The sequence below is a fragment of the Paenibacillus antibioticophila genome, from assembly GCF_000455265.1.
Lineage (GTDB): Bacteria > Bacillota > Bacilli > Paenibacillales > Paenibacillaceae > Fontibacillus > Fontibacillus antibioticophila.
Window position 1 is genome coordinate 2,277,756 of sequence record NZ_HG005139.1, and the last position, 19,101, is coordinate 2,296,856.

At 50.3% G+C, this 19,101-nt stretch carries 21 protein-coding genes; 2 read left to right on the forward strand and 19 right to left on the reverse strand.

Annotation, left to right across the window (positions count from 1 at the left end; all coding sequences use genetic code 11):
* Positions 1 to 20: 20 nt before the first annotated feature.
* Complete coding sequence (locus TX85_RS10495) at positions 21 to 1,253, reverse strand: dicarboxylate/amino acid:cation symporter (RefSeq protein WP_071784183.1); 1,233 nt, start codon at positions 1,251 to 1,253, stop codon at positions 21 to 23.
* A gap of 291 nt (positions 1,254 to 1,544) precedes the next feature.
* Here TX85_RS10495 and TX85_RS10500 point away from each other — a divergent pair, with 291 nt between their 5' ends.
* A complete protein-coding gene (locus tag TX85_RS10500; protein WP_044479076.1) occupies positions 1,545 to 2,444 on the forward strand; it encodes an AraC family transcriptional regulator in 900 nt (299 codons plus the stop codon).
* Positions 2,445 to 2,518: 74 nt separating this feature from the next.
* The gene (gene tlp / locus TX85_RS10505; RefSeq protein ID WP_044479077.1) at positions 2,519 to 2,746 is read left to right on the forward strand and encodes a small acid-soluble spore protein Tlp; all 228 of its coding nucleotides are present in this window, start codon (positions 2,519 to 2,521) and stop codon (positions 2,744 to 2,746) included.
* Between the two features lie 99 nt (positions 2,747 to 2,845).
* On the opposite strand, the gene TX85_RS10510 is transcribed toward tlp, so the two are convergent.
* The 18 genes from TX85_RS10510 to TX85_RS10595 all read right to left on the reverse strand — a co-directional run bounded on the left by TX85_RS10510 (position 2,846) and on the right by TX85_RS10595 (position 19,098).
* Complete coding sequence (locus tag TX85_RS10510; protein ID WP_044479078.1) at positions 2,846 to 3,283, reverse strand: peptidylprolyl isomerase; 438 nt, start codon at positions 3,281 to 3,283, stop codon at positions 2,846 to 2,848.
* Positions 3,284 to 3,373: 90 nt separating this feature from the next.
* Positions 3,374 to 4,705: a diaminopimelate decarboxylase gene (gene lysA / locus TX85_RS10515; RefSeq protein WP_044479079.1), complete on the reverse strand. Its 1,332-nt coding sequence runs from the start codon at positions 4,703 to 4,705 to the stop codon at positions 3,374 to 3,376.
* Positions 4,706 to 4,817: 112 nt separating this feature from the next.
* Entirely contained in the window at positions 4,818 to 6,422 is a 1,605-nt protein-coding gene (locus tag TX85_RS10520; RefSeq protein ID WP_044479978.1) for a spore germination protein, read from the reverse strand.
* A gap of 74 nt (positions 6,423 to 6,496) precedes the next feature.
* On the reverse strand, positions 6,497 to 6,919 hold the full coding sequence (locus TX85_RS10525; protein ID WP_044479080.1) for a stage V sporulation protein AB: 423 nt from the start codon (positions 6,917 to 6,919) through the stop codon (positions 6,497 to 6,499).
* Positions 6,919 to 7,566 (reverse strand): stage V sporulation protein AA, encoded by a 648-nt coding sequence (locus TX85_RS10530; RefSeq protein ID WP_392391817.1) that lies wholly within the window; start codon positions 7,564 to 7,566, stop codon positions 6,919 to 6,921. Before TX85_RS10530 ends, TX85_RS10525 begins: the two co-directional genes overlap by 1 nt.
* Positions 7,567 to 7,654: 88 nt before the next feature.
* Positions 7,655 to 8,362, reverse strand: coding sequence for a purine-nucleoside phosphorylase (gene deoD / locus TX85_RS10535; RefSeq protein ID WP_044479082.1), 708 nt, complete (start codon positions 8,360 to 8,362; stop codon positions 7,655 to 7,657).
* A 60-nt stretch (positions 8,363 to 8,422) separates the two neighbouring features.
* Complete coding sequence (sigF, locus tag TX85_RS10540) at positions 8,423 to 9,178, reverse strand: RNA polymerase sporulation sigma factor SigF (RefSeq protein WP_044479083.1); 756 nt, start codon at positions 9,176 to 9,178, stop codon at positions 8,423 to 8,425.
* 11 nt (positions 9,179 to 9,189) lie between these two features.
* Positions 9,190 to 9,642, reverse strand: coding sequence for an anti-sigma F factor (gene spoIIAB / locus TX85_RS10545; protein ID WP_044479084.1), 453 nt, complete (start codon positions 9,640 to 9,642; stop codon positions 9,190 to 9,192).
* Positions 9,639 to 9,992 carry an anti-sigma F factor antagonist gene (spoIIAA, locus tag TX85_RS10550; RefSeq protein WP_044479085.1) on the reverse strand — a complete coding sequence of 118 codons (354 nt, stop codon included), beginning with the start codon at positions 9,990 to 9,992 and terminating at the stop codon, positions 9,639 to 9,641. Before spoIIAA ends, spoIIAB begins: the two co-directional genes overlap by 4 nt.
* An 89-nt stretch (positions 9,993 to 10,081) precedes the next feature.
* Positions 10,082 to 11,272 (reverse strand): D-alanyl-D-alanine carboxypeptidase family protein, encoded by a 1,191-nt coding sequence (locus tag TX85_RS10555; protein ID WP_044479979.1) that lies wholly within the window; start codon positions 11,270 to 11,272, stop codon positions 10,082 to 10,084.
* Positions 11,273 to 11,758: 486 nt separating this feature from the next.
* A complete protein-coding gene (locus TX85_RS10560; protein ID WP_044479086.1) occupies positions 11,759 to 13,090 on the reverse strand; it encodes a pyrimidine-nucleoside phosphorylase in 1,332 nt (443 codons plus the stop codon).
* Positions 13,091 to 13,101: 11 nt separating this feature from the next.
* Complete coding sequence (locus tag TX85_RS10565; protein WP_044479087.1) at positions 13,102 to 13,938, reverse strand: purine-nucleoside phosphorylase; 837 nt, start codon at positions 13,936 to 13,938, stop codon at positions 13,102 to 13,104.
* An 18-nt stretch (positions 13,939 to 13,956) separates the two neighbouring features.
* A complete protein-coding gene (locus TX85_RS10570; protein ID WP_044479088.1) occupies positions 13,957 to 15,144 on the reverse strand; it encodes a phosphopentomutase in 1,188 nt (395 codons plus the stop codon).
* Positions 15,145 to 15,210: 66 nt separating this feature from the next.
* The gene (locus TX85_RS10575) at positions 15,211 to 16,125 is read right to left on the reverse strand and encodes a site-specific tyrosine recombinase (protein ID WP_044479089.1); all 915 of its coding nucleotides are present in this window, start codon (positions 16,123 to 16,125) and stop codon (positions 15,211 to 15,213) included.
* A gap of 105 nt (positions 16,126 to 16,230) precedes the next feature.
* A complete protein-coding gene (locus TX85_RS10580) occupies positions 16,231 to 16,467 on the reverse strand; it encodes a DUF4227 family protein (protein ID WP_044479090.1) in 237 nt (78 codons plus the stop codon).
* 152 nt (positions 16,468 to 16,619) lie between these two features.
* Complete coding sequence (gene fur / locus TX85_RS10585) at positions 16,620 to 17,075, reverse strand: ferric iron uptake transcriptional regulator (protein WP_044479091.1); 456 nt, start codon at positions 17,073 to 17,075, stop codon at positions 16,620 to 16,622.
* Between the two features lie 92 nt (positions 17,076 to 17,167).
* Positions 17,168 to 17,812: a stage II sporulation protein M gene (gene spoIIM, locus TX85_RS10590; protein WP_044479092.1), complete on the reverse strand. Its 645-nt coding sequence runs from the start codon at positions 17,810 to 17,812 to the stop codon at positions 17,168 to 17,170.
* A 101-nt stretch (positions 17,813 to 17,913) separates the two neighbouring features.
* A complete protein-coding gene (locus TX85_RS10595) occupies positions 17,914 to 19,098 on the reverse strand; it encodes an endonuclease Q family protein (protein ID WP_044479980.1) in 1,185 nt (394 codons plus the stop codon).
* Positions 19,099 to 19,101: the final 3 nt, after the last annotated feature.

Here is a 19,101-nt window from a genome sequence, read left to right on the forward strand (position 1 = left end):
TTTGTACATCCTCTCTAATCTCAAGCTTGTGTTAAGTTGCCGATTTTGTTTTTCACCCAGTTCTTCCCTTCGACAATTCGCGAAATGACCATACTTATGGCCGTGTCGCCCGTGACGTTCACCATCGTGCAGAACGGATCGGTAATCGTGCCCATAATCACAAGAATCGGAACCGCTTCCACCGGAAACCCGAAAGCGGTGCAGATAAACATCTCTCCAATGAATCCTCCGCTGGGAATCGTACCCACAATGATTCCGCTGATCAAAGCCACTACAATCGCCGTGGCCATATCCGCCGGGCCCATCGTTAGGTTTAAAATACCGAACAAAAATACGATTTTAATGATTTGAACGGCGACGACCCCGTTTTTATGAACGCTTGCCCCCAGCGGAATGACGATGTCGCTGATTTCATCGGGGATGCCCATATCCTTGGCGGCCAGCCGATTAACCGGGATGCAAGCCGTACTGCTGCAGGTTCCCATAGCGGTCGTCAGCGGCAGCCATATATTTTTCCAAAACCGCTTTAATCCGGTTGTCCCGCCGCCGTAATAAGAAGCCAATATGGAGAATAGGACGAAAAACAAAATGCAGAAGACGGAGTAGATGATCGAGGCCCGAGCCACGGACCATACCACCTGATTGCCGACTTTTCCGATTAACGTAGCGAAATAACAGGCAATGCCGACCGGCGCGTAATACATGATGATCGATACGACTTTGTTCAACACGGCGGACAAGCTGTTTAGCAGCTTGACCACGGGTTCTCCGATCTCCCCGATCGAGCTGACGGATATCCCGAACAGAATGGCGAACACGATCAAGGCCATCATATTTTTTAAAGACAGCAGCTCCACAAAGTCTGAAACCGTAAACAATCGAACTAAATCCAAAGAGCTGTTCTCGACTTGCGCCGCTTCCCCGAAGGTCACATCCGAGTTTAACGCCGGATTAAAAGCGAGACCGCTAATCAGCGCCAGCACGGCAGTAATTAAGCCCGTCACCACAATCACTATAAAAAAGATACCGAGAATTTTCCCTAGCTTTTTCAAATTGGTCATACTTGCGATCGAGCTGGCGATCGACACAAACACGAGCGGAACGATAATACAGAACACCAAATTCAAAAAGATATCCGCAAAGGGCTGCAATACGGATGAGCGTTCGCCGAGAATCGTACCGGTAATCCCCCCTACCAAAACGCCGGCCAACAAAATAATCGAGAACTTATAGTTTTTTAACACTCCCAGCATCTCTGTTCCCACCTCATACATGAAGTTGTTTGCTTTCGATAATGCGCTTTCAAAACTTATTCATCGTCGACGGAATGAAAGTTTATAACCTAAGTATGGGAGTTTGATCCGAATTTTTGAATTATCAAAATGAACTAAGAATAGTGCATTATTAACCTAAATAATATAAGATAATGAGCATTTTTTGCTCTTCACTCAAACCGACCAGGAACTGGAAACAGCTTTTATCATTGATCTTTCCTGCTTATCATGGTATTTTCAATGAAACAAAATGAACACAGGAGGTATGGAATGTTATATATCAATTTCAGTTGTCCTCCGCTGCCCCACCTTATAGTCGGGGGCAATTCGCTCTTTCGGAAAGGCGATATTCACGAACGGCGTGTGTTGAACCATACCTTTGATTTAATTTTCGTATCTACCGGCGCGCTTTATCTGGAGGAAAATGGGCAGAAGTTTTCGGTCGAACCCGGTCAATTTCTCATTCTGCCGCCGGACAATTTGCATAAAGGATACAAGCCATGTGCAGCCGATACCGCCTTTTCCTGGATTCATTTCTATACGACAGGCAGCTATTCTTATTCGGAAAGCCCGATTTCCTATGTTTCCACCAAGATGAACAAACACAAATATTATAAGAAAGATACTTTTTATATCTCGCTGCCTCAATACGGGACGATCGACAAGAGCTTCCATGATGTCCTGAAAAGCTTGATGGACGATATTTCACAAGTCAAAATCGATAAATATCAGAATGAAAAGTTATTCTACTCCTCCACCATTTCGCAAATTCAATATCAACAGCTGTTTCTTAAAATACTGACCTTATTTTGCGATTCCAATGAACGTTCGGAAGAAAAAGATGTGGCGGCGGAAATTTACGATCTGTTTACTTTGAATTACCAGCAGAACTTTACGTTGAACGAGTTGGCCGCGCAATACGCCTTCCATCCCGCGCATATTATTCGCTGCGTCAAGAATAAATACGGCATCAGTCCTTTGCAACTGCTTTTATCGATCCGGCTGAATAAAGCCAAGCAGTTGCTTGCCGATCGCGATAAATCGGTGAACGGGATCGCGGCTTCCGTCGGTTTTTCCGACACGTCTTATTTTTGCAAGCAATTCAAAAAAGCAACCGGCATGACCCCGGTGGAGTATCGAAAATCGATGGCCCCCGTCAAAAGTGAATAAATCGCGCTCAAAAAGGCAACCTTATACCACGAAATCCCCATCGAAAAATCATGATCATTCAGGAGGAATTTAGCATGGCGAAACCCGACGACCGTTCCGATAATGTCGAGAAGCTCCAGGACAGCATTCAAGATACGATCGAAAATTTCCGCGAAGGTCAAGACTATCTAAGCGAACATGCCGACGAAATCTCCGGCGGAGAGAAGCGGCAAATCGAGGAGAAAAACGAAAGACGGCTCAAAGCCATCGAAGGTCAACGCGAAGAAGTGAAGGATGAAGCGGCCCATCAAGGAAATTCTTAAAGTCCGCTTGAGGATCACAGCGCTAAACATAAGCAAAAAGGGGGTGTTTCGGCTCGCCAGCAAAACTGGCGGCGAAACACCCCTTTACACGTTGTGGGATTAAGCCTCGTCCCACACCGTAACTTCCTTCATCTTGTCCCCAGGACGAACCTGATCCACAAGCTCCATGCCCGAAGTTACTTTGCCGAATACAGTATGCACACCGTTCAAGTGCGGCTGCGGCTCATACACGATGAAGAACTGGCTTCCGCCGGTGTCCTTGCCTGCATGGGCCATCGACAACACGCCGCGCTCGTGCTTGGTGACGTTCGTATCTGTCTCGCATTTGATGGTATACCCTGGCCCACCCGTCCCAGTTCCATTGGGGCAGCCGCCTTGAGCGACGAAGCCCGGAATGACACGGTGGAACGTCAAGCCGTTGTAGAATCCGGAGTTAGCCAGCTTCTCAAAATTCGCTACCGTACCCGGCGCTTCCTCAGGCAGAAACTGAATTTCCACTTCTCCGCCCTTTTCCAATACGATTTTACCCTTTTTCATATCGGTCACTTCCTTCTTCATAGTTACAATTTGGACAAACCTATTACAGTGTACTATGAAAAAGCGCCGGGAGCAAAATCCATACGCTGATTATTTGAATGAGGGCTGTTTGGCAATCCGCTCCGGAACCAGATCACAGGCTGTAATATCCTCGAAGGATTCACGACGGACAACCAAATCGCTGTGACCGTTCTGTACAAATACTACCGCCGGACGGCGAATCCGGTTATAGTTGCTTGCCATCGAATAGTTGTAAGCGCCCGTACACGATACGGCCAGCAGGTCACCTGAGTTGACCTTCGGCAGCTCCAGATCCCAAATCAGCATGTCGCCGCTCTCACAGCATTTTCCGGCGATCGATACGGTCTCCTCAGCTCGATCTAACCCCCGGTTAGCCAGCATGGCCTCGTATTTTGACTCATAGAGTGCCGGACGAGGATTATCTGTCATCCCGCCATCCACAGCCACATATTTTCTCACGCCAGGAATATCCTTGCTTGTTCCAACCGTGTACAAGGTCGTTCCGGCATCGCCAACGATACTGCGGCCCGGTTCCACCCAAATTTCAGGAAGCTGAGGATAATCTTCAGCGAAGAACTTCTTCACCGCATCGGTAATCGCCTTCACATATTCTGCGACAGCCAGAGGAGTATCTCCTTCCGTATAGCGGATGCCAAAGCCTCCTCCCAGATTAATCACCTTAAAGGTGACATTCAGCTCACGCTTCACTTCCAGACTGAACTCAGCTACTCTGCTTACCGCCAATTGGAAGCCGTCAACCTCGAAGATTTGAGAGCCGATATGCGAATGCAGTCCCAACAGCTTGAGATTACGGCTGCCGGAAGCCTGTTTCACCGCTTCAAAGGCAGACCCGTTGCCGATGTCAAAGCCGAATTTCGAATCCGTTTGGCCTGTAGAAATGTACTCATGCGTATGAGCTTCTACGCCCGGTGTAACTCTGAGCAAGATATTAACCGATACGTTCTTCTCTTCCGCAAGTGCCTGAAGCATTTGCATTTCAATGAAATTGTCTACTACAAAACAGCCGATCTGAGCGGAAATCGCCATTTCCAGCTCTTCAGGAGTCTTGTTATTCCCGTGAAAATGAATGCGGTCAGCCGGGAATCCCGCCTGCAGTGCAGTGTACAGTTCTCCTTCAGACACTACATCAAGCGACAATCCTTCATCATCAACAAGACGGCACATAGCTTTTACACAAAACGCCTTGCTTGCATAAGCCACCTGGAACGGCAGGCCGGAAGCCCGGAACGCATCCATATATTCGCGGCATCTTTGCCGAATGAGCGCTTCATCCATGATGTATAGCGGGGTGCCATAGGTTTGCTTCAAATCGACCGTATCACATCCGCCGATTTCCAGATGCCCGCTGGAGTTAATTTTGCTGGTACCGTGTAAATACATCTGTGTCGTCCTCCACTTTCAGTTTTTTCATCAGTATATCAGACATCCGCTCAACTGAGAAATGGATTATTCGGATTATCATTTGTGTTAAAAGGCGGACATGCCGTGTCAGTTATTTTTCTTTGGGCATTCTAGTATTGTCTCTGGTTTTGTTGAACGAAGGACGCTGCTTCGATACCAATACCGGCACACGCACCAGAATTCCGGCCAATGCTTTAGCATTAAACGGGATGAACGGCCACAGATAAGATGAATTGAACGATCTCTGAAAGGCGAGGAAAATGATAAAGGCTGTCACTCCCCCTACCAAGCCTGCTACCCCGAAGATTGAGACTAACACCAGCATCAGCAGCCGGACTACCCGGTTAGCCAGCCCCAGCTCATAGCTAGGGGTCGCAAACATCCCGATTGCCGCTACCGCCATATAGAGCACAACTTCATTTACGAATATACCTGTCTGGACCGCAATATCTCCTATCAGAATTGCAGCGATCAGGCCCATCGCGGAAGCAAGCGGGGTCGGGGTATGAACAGCGGCCATCCGCATGAGGTCTACACCGAACTCGACAAGCAGGAACTGCGCGATCAGCGGAATCTTGGCCTGCTCCTGCGGCCCGATAAAGGCAAGCGACGCAGGCTTTAATTCCGGATGAATGACCAGGAGCAGCCAGAGCGGCAATAGGAATAGTGAAGCGAAGATCCCGGCGAACCGCACCCAGCGCAGATAGGATCCCATAAACGGGGTCTGGCGATTTTCTTCCGCATGCTGGCATAGGTCAAAAAAGGTGGTCGGGAGAATCATGACGCTTGGCGACGTATCTACAAACACCACAATTCTGCCCTCCATAAGATGAGAAGCTACCACATCCGGGCGCTCCGAATACCGGACCAGCGGATACGGATTCCACCCCCTCTTCACGATGGCCTCCTCCAGCTGCTTATCTGCCAGAGGCAGGCCATCCAGAGCAACGGCCTGAATTTTCTTGCGTACATCATCAATCAATGTCTTGTCGGCGATGTCGTCAATATAGGCAATGCAGACATCCGTCTGAGAGCGGCGGCCTACCTTCATCGCCTCGAACTTTAACCCCGGGTCGCGAAGTCTGCGCCTTACCAGGGTAACGTTGGTTAGCATCGTCTCTGTGAATCCATCGCGGGAGCCGCGAACCACCCGTTCCAGGGAAGGCTCTTCAGGGCTTCGAACCGGATAATTCCGCGTGTCCAGCACGATTGCGGTCTGTTCACCTTCAATGAACAACACACTCATCCCAATCAGTACATTGTTAACGGTCTGGCTGAGAGAGTCTGATTTTTCAACCTGGACGTGAGGAATATACAAATGGAAGAAGGAGTGAAGCGCACCGGAATCCAGGTCATCCGGGGTCAAATAAGTCAGGCGCTTCAGAATTTCCTGCATTATGTCGTCCTTTGCAAAGCCATTTATAAAGAACAGGGCTGTTTTCTTGCCGCCAAAGGTCATTTCGCGGAAAACCACGTCAAACCCTTCCTGAAGTCCGACCACCTGCTCCAGCGTCAGCTTAGTCGTATGAATACTGGGGCTGATCTTATCACTGGTCTGCCAATAGATTACGGATTCCTTCAAGCTGTCGGAGGTCTCGGTTTCTTTCTTCCGTTGTAAAATCCTTGCCCTTTCTTCCTCCTCTCCTCCCCAGGAGATGTGTTCTGTTCCGTCCAAAAAGTGAGGGATACCGTTCATCTCCTCCTGAGGCTGAACCTCCTCACCGGTTCCTCCGCGTTCCTGACTCATCATTGTGGATACCTCCTATGCAGTTACTGTCTATAGATGAACCATTCAAACAATGAACCTGCGACCTTGCCGAACACCATCGCATACAGCAATTGGGTCATATATTTATGCATGTATAGCCGCTTCGCGAAGATCGGCAGAACATTCAACACCTCAGTCAGCGCGGCGGCGAGCATTCCGATGAATATGCCGTTGAACAAGCCGACAATTCCGCTGCCAATCCATGGCCCGGGAACACTCCAATTCCAGAAATCCGCTGCCGTTCCCAGCAAGGAGCCGCTAATCATAGCCCCTTCATACCAATGCACTTTATCATAGGAACGGGTAACCTGAGCCAATCGAGGTATCATATCCAGTACAATGAAAAGGGCAATCACACCCGTACCGACAGCAATCCCTCCTGCAAATCCCAGGAAAACAACAGCCGCTTGCGAGACCAGGGTCATCAAGGCTGCTTCCCCTTGGGCGATGACTCGGCAAGCCGCATCTTCTCATATTCCTCCGCAATGACATATTGATTCAGGTTTTCCTGGTACAGGTACATCTCAACCTCAAGCGGAGTCGGTTCTTCATTCCATTTCTTCTTGAATAAATGATTGAAGAACAGAATCATGCCAAAACCAATGCCGAGCGAATAAGCGACCTGAAACAAATAGGGATGCTCGTCTCTATGACCGGTAATCATCTCAACGATACGTATGTGAACCTCGGGCATGCTCACATCTGCATGGAAGTTCATAATGGTCAGCCCCGCACCGAAAAATAACAGCAGCCACACCAGAACGAATAGAACGATTGAAGGTTTTCTGGGCGCTTTCTGAATCACAACCAGCACATGAGGCTCTCCGATAAACTCGATAAGCACTGAGGGATGCTTCGCTTTAATTCTTGAGATGATTTGCAGCATATCAATCACAATTCGATTTCCATCGCTAGGCTCAGATCTGGACAACACCATATCCAGCAGCTCCCGCTCCAGGCTCGGATCAGCCAGAATCCGTGCAATATCCCTCAGCCTGATGGGAGCTCCTGCCGGATGTATCACCTGCTTGCGCAGCCGAACATAGATGACGGAAGCTTGATCCTGCAACAAACAGACCACCCCTTTCATGGCGAATTACCCATAGTATGCCATGGAGGGGTGGTCTCTACTCTGTAAACCGTGTATTTGATTGATGAAGCTATAAAGAAATGGCCGTCTCCAGCGCAACCTCCATCATCTCATTGAAGGTCGTCTGACGCTCTTCTGCCGTAGTCTCTTCTCCTGTCAACAGATGGTCACTGACGGTAAGAATGGTTAACGCATTCACTCCGAATTTCGCAGCAAGGGTATACAGCGCTGTCGTCTCCATTTCGACGCCCAGCACCCCATATTTCATCAGCAAGCCTGTGACCGAGGTATCGTCCCGATAGAAGCTGTCGGAGCAGAAAATATTGCCGACATGCAGCTTCAGCCCCTTCTCTACTCCGCGCTCATAAGCGGCCTTGAGCAGATCAAAACTGGCAATCGGAGAGAAATCGTAGCCTTTGAAGATATGGCGGTTCATACTGGAATCAGTACATGCTCCTTGTGCCAATATTACATCACGCACATGCACATGCTCCTGCATGCCGCCGCAGGTTCCCACACGAATCAGATTCTTCACCTGATATTCCTGAATCAATTCATTGGCATAAATCGAGAAGGAAGGAATCCCCATCCCGCTGCCCTGAACAGAAATCCGCTTGCCCTTATAGGTTCCGGTAAATCCAAGCATACCGCGAACCTCGTTATAGCAAACGACGTCGCTTAAATACGTTTCGGCGATGAACTTTGCGCGTAACGGATCGCCGGGAAGTAACACTGTATCCGCAATATCACCTGGTTTTGCTCCAATATGTACACTCATAATTATAGACTCCTTCAATCCAATATCGTCATGCATGTCTATATTATATATGACGTGACACTATTGTGCGATTTGATCGCGAATATTTTGCAGTATTTTCTTCTCCAGACGGGATACCTGGACCTGGGAAATTCCAAGCCTGGCCGCCACCTCGGACTGGGTTTGATCCCGGTAGTACCGCAAGTACACGATCAGTCTTTCCCGGTCGCTGAGTCCGTCTATCGCCTCGTGGAGCGCCAGCTTGTCGAACCACCGCTCCTGGGATTCGTCGGCAATTTGATCCATCAGCGTGATTGGATCCCCATCGTTCTCAAAGACGGTCTCATGGATTGAGGTCGGCGGCTTATTGGCTTCTTGCGCAAATACCACGTCTTCCGGCGTCACTCCAAGCTCCTCCGCCACCTCCTTGATCGTGGGGAGACGATTGAGCACCTTTGACAGCTCGTCTTTTTTCTTGCGAACCTTGTTTGCCATTTCTTTAAGGGAGCGGCTAACCTTGAGGGTGCCGTCATCCCGCAAAAAGCGCTGAATCTCTCCGATAATCATCGGTACTGCATAGGTGGAAAATTTGACATCATAGCTAAGATCGAATTTATCAACCGATTTTAGCAGGCCGATACAGCCGATCTGAAACAGATCCTCAGGCTCGTATCCCCGGTTCATAAAGCGCTGAACGACGGACCAGACCAATCGGATGTTGCTGCTTACAAGTCGGTCTCTGGCACCCGAATCCCCGGCCTGGCTAAGCGCGATCAGCCGTTTTACTTCTGAGTCGTCCAAATATTCTCTCGAGGCTTGCTTCACTTCAGCATCCATAGCTCCAACCCCTAATTGTATAAAGCTGTCTTTGATACGATTCTCTTCTTCATCCGGATCGAGGTTCCGCCGCCAAGCTCACTGCTTACCTCAAATTCATCCATGAAATTCTCCATAATCGTAAAGCCCATCCCCGAGCGTTCCAGCTCAGGCTTGGACGTAAACAGCGGCTGCTTGGCAAGCTCTACATCCTCGATGCCGCGCCCCTTGTCCTCTACCGATAAGGTCACCGTATCTCCTTCAATCAAAGCCGATATGGTAACAATCCCTTCGGGATCTCCGTCATAGCCATGAATAATAGAATTGGTTACCGCTTCAGAAATGACCGTCTTCAGATCCGTGATCTCATCCATAGTCGGATCAAGCTGCGAGACAAAGGCAGCGACCGTGACACGGGCAAAGGATTCGTTCTCGCTTCTGGCAGCAAACTGCAGCGACATAAAATTTCGGCCGGGTTGGTTCATAGTGCGACCTCCAATTCGGTAAGAGCTGTGGCTTCATTTTCATAAACGGCCATGATTTTAAACAGCCCCGACATTTCCAACAAGCGGTACACCTGCGGGTTTACGCCACATATGACCATTTTTCCGCCTTTGAGCTTGATCTGCTTATAGCGGCCCAGGATGACTCCGATCCCCGAGCTGTCCATAAACTGCAGTGATTCCAGGCTTAGTACAAGATGACGGCAGTCGCCGCGTCCGATCTCATCCTCCAGCATGATACGGACTTTATCCGCCGTATGATGATCGAGCTCCCCTACCAGACGCGCCACAAGGGTGTTGCGATGCCTGATCATATCCATGTGCAAATTCATGTCTGTTCACTCTCCTCCCTGTCATGAACACAACAATTCTACAGCTCATTCAGAGAATCCTGCCGGATGACAAAACTAGAAGAAAACTGCTACGAATCTACAAAGAACAGATGTGAGGCCGTACGCTTGAACATGGTCCACCAGCCCGCCTTTTCGATCGAAGAGGCCGCCTTCAGTTCGAACTCAGTCAGCGGCTTGCCGTCCTGATAAATGATCAGCTTGCCGATCATCTGCCCTTCATGGATTGGAGCAGACAGCTTGTCAGGAACCTCCAGCTTTTGTGTAATGTCTGCCGGCTGGGACCCCTTTTTCACCAGAACATTCATCGTTCTCGACGCTGCCAGATCTAGTTGGGAAGCCTCGCCGCGATGCACCTTCACCTTTCCGATAACTTCGCCCGCTTTATAGATCGGATGCAGCGCATACTGCGAGAAGGCGTAATCAAACATAGAGGATACTTCACTGTTCCGAGTCTTTGTATTGGGTTCTCCTAGCACGACAGCGATCAGACGCAAGCCATCGCGCTTTGCGGTCGCTGCCAGACAAAATTTTGCCTCCGAGGTGTAGCCGGTTTTCAGGCCATCAGCCCCGCTGTAGAAGCGAACCAGCTTATTCGTATTCACCAGCCAGAACGGCTTCTCCGTCTCCTGGCGAAGATAATCCTGGTAGGCACCGGTATAGGCCGTGATCCCCTCGTATTTCAGGAGCTCGCGGCTCATCATAGCGATGTCGTGGGCCGAGGAATAATGGTTCTCCACCGGCAAGCCATTGCAGTTGGAGAAGTGCGTATCCTTAAGTCCCAGCTCCTTTGCCTTCTCATTCATCATATTGACAAAGGCCTTCTCGGTTCCGGCGATTTTTTCAGCCAAGGCTACAGAAGCATCATTGCCTGAGGCCATCGCAACTCCTTTAAGCAGTTGATCCACAGTCATCTCTTCGCCCGGCTCAAGGAATATCTGCGAACCGCCCATGGAAGCTGCATATTCACTCGTCGTAACTTTATCGTTCAGCTTCAGCTTGCCCTGATCAATCGCTTCCATCGTGAGCAGCATTGTCATAATTTTGGTGATGCTCGCCGGAGGAAGCTGTTCATGACTTTTCTTTTCGAATATAACTGTTCCCGTATCCGCATCAATCAGAATGGCGGATTGCGCCTGTTCAGCCAATGCGAGCTCCGAGGCAGTGTTGCCGGGCTCTTCGACCGCCGCCCTTGCCTGTACCGCCCCAAGAGGCACTGCCAAGAGCAAGGCCATACAGCACAGGATTAACCGTTTCTTCAACATAAGTCCCCCTTAGTCTAGGAATTACAATTCTGATAACTTAGTATGAACCAAAATTTGTAATAATATTCTTAGTATATAAGTTGAACTACTGAATTTTACGTTCTGGGGCAACGTGTGAAGTGTTCTTACGATCGCTGTTGTTCGCGGATTTCTCTATTTGAACTAAGATATTATTAAGTAGAAATCCACTCACAAAGGCGAACGCTTTCGCTTTATGCTTCCGAAGCAGCTTTCTTACAGAAAGCTTTTAACACTTCACACTTATGCCCTTTCTACGTTTTTATAGTTCAACTGATATACCTTGACGGGCTGTTGAGTTTTACGGAGAGATGATAGATGTTTTGAGCCGCTGCGGGCAAAGGTGTCTTTACGGCCCTACAACTTTTTTTGCAAACGCAAAAAGGGGCAGCCCGGAAGTCAGTTTTCACTAACCCCGGACTGCCCCCGCAAAGGAAACAAACCTACTCAATTGCCTGAAATCAGCTAGAATCTCTTAATTCCTTCAGGAGTGACCAAGGCAAAGACGAGAGGGCGTCTCGGAACCTTTGATTCCGTGATGCCGTAAGCCTCAACCACCTTGGACCTTGCTTCCTCCAGCCTGTCCTCATGGGCACGGTTCAAATGAAGTACCGCTATTGTCTCGCCCGCTTCAACGTAATCACCAATCTTCTTGTGCAGAATTAGCCCTGCTGCAAGATCGATCACGGAATCCTTCGTTTCCCTGCCAGCGCCTAAGAGCATAGCCGCTATGCCGATCTCTTCGGCCTGGATCGATTCTACATATCCTGCCTTCTCCGCCTTCACCTCAACTTGAAGCTCAGCTGCCTGCAACTGGTCAGGTTGATCAATCTGTGCGGCATCGCCGCCCTGAGCATCTACCATCCGTTTCAGGCTGTTCAGCGCCTCTCCGCTATCCAGCTTGGCTTGCAGGAGGGCTCTCGCCTCCTCTTCGCTGCTTGCCTTGCCTCCAAGAATCAGCATATGGGAAGCGAGTATCAGGCACACTTCCGCCAGATCCGGCGGGCCTTCTCCACGCAAGGTAGCAATCGCCTCTTTAACCTCCAGGGCATTCCCGATTCCAAAGCCCAATGGCTGATCCATATCACTGATCACGGCAATCGTACTTCGCCCGACCTGTGTGCCGATATCTACCATTGCCTTGGCCAGCCGGATGGAATCGTCTAGCGTCTTCATGAACGCCCCGCTGCCGGTCTTCACGTCCAGAACAATCGCATCCGCACCGGCTGCAATCTTCTTGCTCATAACCGAGCTGGCGATCAGCGGAATCGAGTCTACGGTTGCGGTAACATCGCGCAGACCATAGAGCTTCTTGTCGGCAGGCGTCATATTGCCGCTTTGTCCGACGACCGCAAGGCCGATCTCATTCACTTGGGAAAAGAATTGCTCTTGATCCAGCTCTACCGAAAAGCCGGAAATGGCCTCCAGCTTATCAATCGTTCCGCCTGTATGCCCGAGTCCGCGACCGGACATCTTGGCCACAGGAACGCCGGCGGAAGCGACGAGCGGCCCCAGGACGATGGTCGTCTTGTCTCCAACCCCGCCGGTTGAATGCTTATCTACCTTGATGCCATGAATCGAGCTCAAATCAATCATGTCTCCGGACGAGGCCATATGCATCGTCAAATCGGCGGTTTCCCGCGCATTCATCCCTTGATAATATACAGCCATGGCCCAAGCGGCCATTTGATAATCGGGAATGCTGCCCTCGCTGTATCCCCGGATCAGAAAGCCTAATTCTTCTCCGGACAACTCATGCCCGTCTCTTTTTTTGCGGATCAAATCCACAGCTCTCATCGTTCTTCACCTCATCCGTTCGCCATATCCGGAATAATCGCCAGCACAAGGTTCAAAAATTGCTCCCGCACCCGATCCGTCGTCTCCATCACCTCGTCATGGGATAAGGGTTGATCGAGGATCCCGGCCGCCATGTTGCTGATGCAGGAAATTCCCAACACTTCCATGCCGGCATGTCTCGCTACGATCACTTCCGAGACCGTAGACATGCCTACGGCATCTCCCCCAAGCGTCCGCAGCATACGGATTTCAGCGGGCGTCTCATAGGTAGGACCAAGCAGGCCTGCATAGACGCCCTCCTGTACGGAAATGCCCTGCTGCTTCGCGGTTGTCCGCGCCAGCTCGCGCAAGCGGCGGCTGTAGGCCTGGGACATATCCGGGAAGCGCACACCAAGCGCACTATCATTCGGACCAATCAACGGGTTGGTTCCGGTCAAATTAATGTGATCCGAGATCAGCATCAGATCACCCGGGTTGAACGAAGTGTTGATGCCGCCAGCTGCATTAGTGACCAATAGGGCGGAAACGCCCAGCTCCTTCATGACCCGAACCGGAAAAGCCGTCAGTTCAGGACCATAGCCCTCATACATATGGAAGCGTCCCTTCATTAGAACGACCGGGGTTCCATTCAAGCTCCCGATCATGAGCTCGCCGGCATGACCTTCCACCGTTGAGACCGGAAAATAAGGAATTTCGCTGTATGCGATGCTGACAGCATCCTGCAAATGATCTGCGAGAACGCCAAGACCAGACCCGAGAATAAGTCCAACCTTCGGAGTCGTATTTGTCTTTGAGCGGATAAAATCAGCCGCTTCCTTAATCATGCCTATCGTAAGTACAGTAACCATTGTCCATCTCTCCCTTGCTTATTTCAGTTGGCCTAAAAAGCTCTTTCCATGCACGGTGCTCTGAACGCCAAAGTTGTCCGCAATCGTTGCGGCAAGATCGGCATAGCTGGCACGCACACCCAGACTTCCAGGTGAAGTCAAGCCCTTGCTGTACACAAGTAAAGGCACATATTCCCGGGTGTGGTCTGTCCCCGGATGCACCGGATCGTTTCCATGATCCGCGGTAATCACCAGCAAATCACGCTCTCCGGTCCGTTCCAGCAATTGTGGAACATACGCGTCAAATTCCTCCAATGCACCCGCATAGCCTTCCGGATCCCGACGATGGCCGAATAAGGAATCAAAGTCAACCAGATTGGTAAACAGCAATCCGTTGAACGGCTGCTCCATTAAGCGGATTGTCTCCTGAATCCCATGCAGATTGCTCTTCGTCGGATACGACGCCGAGATGCCCTCCCCGGAAAAAATGTCATTAATCTTCCCTACAGAGATTACATCCTTGCCGGACTCCTTCAATGCATTCAGCACGGTTGGTTCCGGCGGAGATACCGCATAGTCATGACGGTTCGGCGTACGCTTAAAGGCTCCCGGCTCACCTACGAACGGTCTTGCGATGACTCTTCCCACCGAGTGCTCAGGAGCCAGTGTCAGGCGGCGTGCGATTTCACATGCCCGATACAGCTCTTCAAGCGGGATGATCTCTTCATGAGCAGCAATCTGGAACACACTATCGGCCGAGGTATACACGATCCAAGCCCCGGTCTTCATATGCTCTTCACCCAGCTCGTCCAGAATTTCTGTGCCGGATGCAGGCTTGTTCCCGATCATCTTGCGTCCAGTCTCTTGCTCAAAGCGGGTAACCAAATCCTGGGGAAAGCCTTCCGGATACGTCTGGAACGGAGTCTCAATCTTTAACCCCATCAGCTCCCAGTGTCCTGTCATCGTATCCTTGCCTGTTGAAATCTCCGCCATCTTGCCGTAATAAGCCTCCGGCGATGCAGCCGGTCCCAGATTAGGCAAGTCAGCGATATTACCTAAACCGAGCTGCTGAAGATGAGGCAGCTTGGTGCCCGGCACCCGCTCCAGAATATGTCCGAGCGTATGGGAACCAAGATCCCCAAAGCTCGCAGCATCCGGCAGTTCTCCGATTCCTACGCTATCCAGTACGATGACTGTTATTTTGTCAAAACGGTTTTCCTTTGTCATCCTTGTCACTCCTTCTATCCTGCTCCATTTAGTAATCCCTAGACCCGCGCAAACCATTCGGAGCACTTATTGAGCCGGATCCGAATGCCGTGCCTTCGCTCGAGGGTGAAATTGATCATAAACCGCCTTCAAATTAGGCTTGGATTGAGCAAGGTACAGCTGAATTGTGGCCAGATCGCCATGTCCGAGCATCTCTTGCACCGAACGGACATCCGCACCGCTCTCCAGCAAATGCACTGCACAGGAGTGCCGCAGCGTATGCGGGGTGATATCCTTTGTGAGTCCCGCCCGCTCTGCATACTTTTTTAGCAGCTTCCAGATACCTTGCCGGCTGATTCGTTCCCCGGAGCGGTTCGGAAAAAGCGGTTTCTGCTCAGGATGCAAGGCTGGTTCTCCCCGGATCTCGTTTAAATACTTGTCCAGCCATTTGGCTGTTTCCATGCCGAACGGCAAAATTCGTTCTTTGCCTGTATCTCCTGAACAACGCAAAAACCGGACGCCGATATCGACATCCCGTATGTTCAGGGCAATGAGCTCGCTGACCCTAATCGCCGTAGCATATAACAGCTCCAGGATCGCCTTATCTCTAAGTCCCAATGGAGTTGTATCATCCGGCGCCTCAAGCAGAAGCTGTGTCTCCTCAAGCGAGAGGATATCCGGCAGCTTCTTCTCCAATTTGGGCGGAGTGATCGCTGAGGCAAGATCCTGTTCAATGATGTTATCCTGCAGCAGAAATTGGAGGAATGCCTTCAGCGCGACCGAGCTTCTTGCAATCGTAGCCGGAGCTTTGCCTTGTTCTCTTAACCGGGCAAAATATAACATTACTCCGGTTCGCGTAAGCTCAGGATAGGCCGAAATTCCCCGGTCCGTCAAATAATCCAGAAAATGTCCAATGTCCCGACTGTAGCTCTCCAGCGTTGACGGGCTTAGCTTTCTTTGCTGCGTTAAATAGGTGATAAAAGAGGCTGCGGCCTGCTGCACGTCCAGTTCCTCCTTTCAAGCTGTCAGATCATGTCATCAGATGAGGATTTCCCCTCTACTCAACTATTCCACATTTCCGGCAGTTTTCCCTGCCCGAATTTCAGTTCATTCTCCGTACCAGTAAAACAACTTTAGTCGATCTGCCAGATTCTCCGCATCGGATACCTCGGCTGCATCCCCGTAAAACACTTTTACCGCGGAGCCCTCAGGTACCCGATACTTATCGGGCTGCAAAACATATTCCTTCATCAAGCCGATCGCATAGTAAAACATGTAAGAAAGCAGCATAAATATTAAAGCATATTTTAAACGTAATAACCATTTACGCAGGGAGATTACCATAGGCCCACCTCATATTTACCCGAATTAGCGATCTTAAAGAGGTTGTTCAAGAATTACCGCTTGTACATTATATTGAACGCTGGGCCTGAATATGAGGAATAAGCGCAATAAAAAACTCCATCCGGCCAAGCGGTGGAGTTCCTGTATTTTAATTACTTGCTGTCTTCGTTCTTATCCTTACAGCGGTAACAGATTCCCTGAAAGTCAAGCCGGTGATCGAGCACGGTGAAATTAAACTCCTTCTCCAGCCGTTCCTCCAGCGGACCGAGCCAATCTTCCTTGATCTCGTCCATCGCTCCGCACTGTACGCAGATTAAATGATGGTGATGATGCTTGGTAGTATCCGTACGCAGATCGTACCGGGCCACCCCATCGCCAAAGTTGATCTTCTCTACCACATGAAGTTCGCTTAATAGCTCCAGTGTCCGATAGACCGTAGCCAAGCCGATTTCAGGAGCTTTATCCTTAACAAGCATAAAAACATCCTCAGCACTAAGATGATCGTCTTCATTTTCTAGCAGGACTCGAACCGTGGCTTCCCGTTGGGGCGTCAGCTTATAACCGTGGGATTGTAGCTGCTGTTTGATTTTATCAATTTTGGATTCCATGTTTTCCCCCCCAGGATTCGCCGCAACTTGCATATAAATCACTTCTTTCATTATAGGGGGTCTGAATCAACAAAGTCAAACATTAACTGGCATTATCCACGGATCAACGCTTGCTGCAGCATCGGAGTCACCCAAGCCATCATCGATGGGCTCACATAAGTTTCAAAAGAAGCCGCGGCCAGCAGCACTGCGGCCATTGTGGGCGTCAAGCCTGTATAGGAAAGGAATGGTTTGGCGATGCCTCCGCCCCGATTCAGCAGAACCCGGTTGCGGATAATTCCCAACGAGAACCCTACAGCCGCAACACTGCTTACCATCAGTGCCGGAATGACGAGCAAATTGTGCGGTGCAACAGAGACCAATGCAAAGAGCAGTCCTTTCCAGGTAAACTGACCAACCAGGCAGCCGACTGTAAAGCCGATCAAGACTCCCTTCAGAAAATCGAGGATCAAAATGCCCGGCAAGCCGATAACAGAGAGTCCCAGCAGCCAGATCAGCCCTAACCATTTCAAATGCAGACTGGCTGCCTGCCAATAAGTCATGGGCTGAAAGTCCTCGCCGCCTTCCTGAATGGAAACAAAGAAGTTGCCAAAATACCTTGATAGATCCTGCTGCTGCTCTAGAGTCAGCGCATTGACCATCAAGGCACCGAACACAACCCCCATCAAAAAGAGCACGGAGACAAATACATATAATGGCGTCTGATCCTTTAAAGTGTGGCGTATAGGTTGGAGCATCCGGCAGAGCCTCCTGTTCTTCGGTTCATGTTCATATATACTTACTCTACTGTATGAACAAGCCCTGCTACTTATGCCGGATGCGAAGAGAACCTAACTCGTTATTGCCCAACTTTTCCGTATATGCCTCCCCCGCCAGATTGAAGGGAAAGTCCGCCGCTTCTCGCAGCTGCGATCCAACCCGCTAATTCCTGGCCGACCACCCGTGCAAGCTCTTCCTCCGGAATGCGGTGCAATATATTCATCTCGGTTCCAAAGTGCTCCAGCAAGCGGTCGAGCTTCGCCGGACCTAATCCGGGGATGAACTCAAGCGGTACTTGATTGAAATAAGGAGGGCGATGCTTGGGAACCTGCATCATGGGGCGATCCGCAATAGAGAGAATCCGGTCAAGCACCCCGCGAACGATATGCTTGCTGCCGCAGCCCGGACAACGCTCAATCATCGGCTCGTCTCCGCTTGCGGTTGTACCGCAGGTACTGCAAAAGGAACGATGATACTTGCCCAGCCGGGGGTCAAGGCCATAGTTGGCTGCAATGGAACGGCCTTCCTTGCCGGCCAGTGCAAGCTCAAATTCGCTGTAGGAGGGTGCCGACAGCAGCAATTCATTATACTCTCTGCCGATCTTCCCCAGAGAATGCGCATCGGAATTACTCAAGAGAGGATAAGGGTCCAGTTCACTGAGCCAGCCTGCCATCTGGCTATCCGAGCTAAGCCCCAGCTCCACGGCCGCTATCCGTTCAAGATCAAGCACATCCGCCATTCGCGGCGAACAGCTTCCATAAATACTCCGGTGAGGGGTGAAAATATGAGCCGGAATCATCATTCCCCCGCGGGCGTAGACTTCCTCCTGAAGCACACGTGCCGGAACATAAATCCGCTGAGAGCTGAGGTGAATGTTTTTCATATGCAACGACATCCATCCAGAGAAATCCACCATTTGATCCAGGTAAGGAAAGAATACCAGCAAATGTGCAGGACCCATTCCCGGCTCGCGGATTTCAATCTCGCTGCCAAGCAGGATTGTTGTGCTTCTGTAGGCAATCCCTCCCTCATCCAGCTCCCGCATCGTTCCCTCTTCCAGACATGCCATGATATCCTGCTGCACCCCAGGAGAGTGACAGTCAATGATACCGATCAGGTCAATTCCTTTTCGCTCAGCTGCTTCTTTGGCAATATTGGCGAAGGTCAGGTTCCGGCTGCCGCTGATCTTTACAGGCGCCCCCTTGGACGTCTTGCCGATGTGTATGTGCAGATCCGCATAGATGCTAACAAGCTTCTGCTCCATCAT

Coding starts and splice junctions, on each gene's coding strand:
- TX85_RS10495 (WP_071784183.1), bottom strand. CDS start 1,253: ATGCTGGGAGTGTTAAAAAACTATAAGTTCTCGATTATTTTGTTGGCC.
- TX85_RS10500 (WP_044479076.1), top strand. CDS start 1,545: ATGTTATATATCAATTTCAGTTGTCCTCCGCTGCCCCACCTTATAGTC.
- tlp (WP_044479077.1), top strand. CDS start 2,519: ATGGCGAAACCCGACGACCGTTCCGATAATGTCGAGAAGCTCCAGGAC.
- TX85_RS10510 (WP_044479078.1), bottom strand. CDS start 3,283: ATGAAAAAGGGTAAAATCGTATTGGAAAAGGGCGGAGAAGTGGAAATT.
- lysA (WP_044479079.1), bottom strand. CDS start 4,705: ATGTATTTACACGGTACCAGCAAAATTAACTCCAGCGGGCATCTGGAA.
- TX85_RS10520 (WP_044479978.1), bottom strand. CDS start 6,422: ATGAACGGTATCCCTCACTTTTTGGACGGAACAGAACACATCTCCTGG.
- TX85_RS10525 (WP_044479080.1), bottom strand. CDS start 6,919: ATGACCCTGGTCTCGCAAGCGGCTGTTGTTTTCCTGGGATTTGCAGGA.
- deoD (WP_044479082.1), bottom strand. CDS start 8,362: ATGAGTGTACATATTGGAGCAAAACCAGGTGATATTGCGGATACAGTG.
- sigF (WP_044479083.1), bottom strand. CDS start 9,178: ATGGATGCTGAAGTGAAGCAAGCCTCGAGAGAATATTTGGACGACTCA.
- spoIIAB (WP_044479084.1), bottom strand. CDS start 9,642: ATGAACCAACCCGGCCGAAATTTTATGTCGCTGCAGTTTGCTGCCAGA.
- spoIIAA (WP_044479085.1), bottom strand. CDS start 9,992: ATGAATTTGCACATGGATATGATCAGGCATCGCAACACCCTTGTGGCG.
- TX85_RS10560 (WP_044479086.1), bottom strand. CDS start 13,090: ATGAGAGCTGTGGATTTGATCCGCAAAAAAAGAGACGGGCATGAGTTG.
- TX85_RS10565 (WP_044479087.1), bottom strand. CDS start 13,938: ATGGTTACTGTACTTACGATAGGCATGATTAAGGAAGCGGCTGATTTT.
- TX85_RS10570 (WP_044479088.1), bottom strand. CDS start 15,144: ATGACAAAGGAAAACCGTTTTGACAAAATAACAGTCATCGTACTGGAT.
- TX85_RS10580 (WP_044479090.1), bottom strand. CDS start 16,467: ATGGTAATCTCCCTGCGTAAATGGTTATTACGTTTAAAATATGCTTTA.
- fur (WP_044479091.1), bottom strand. CDS start 17,075: ATGGAATCCAAAATTGATAAAATCAAACAGCAGCTACAATCCCACGGT.
- spoIIM (WP_044479092.1), bottom strand. CDS start 17,812: ATGCTCCAACCTATACGCCACACTTTAAAGGATCAGACGCCATTATAT.
- TX85_RS10595 (WP_044479980.1), bottom strand. CDS start 19,098: ATGGAGCAGAAGCTTGTTAGCATCTATGCGGATCTGCACATACACATC.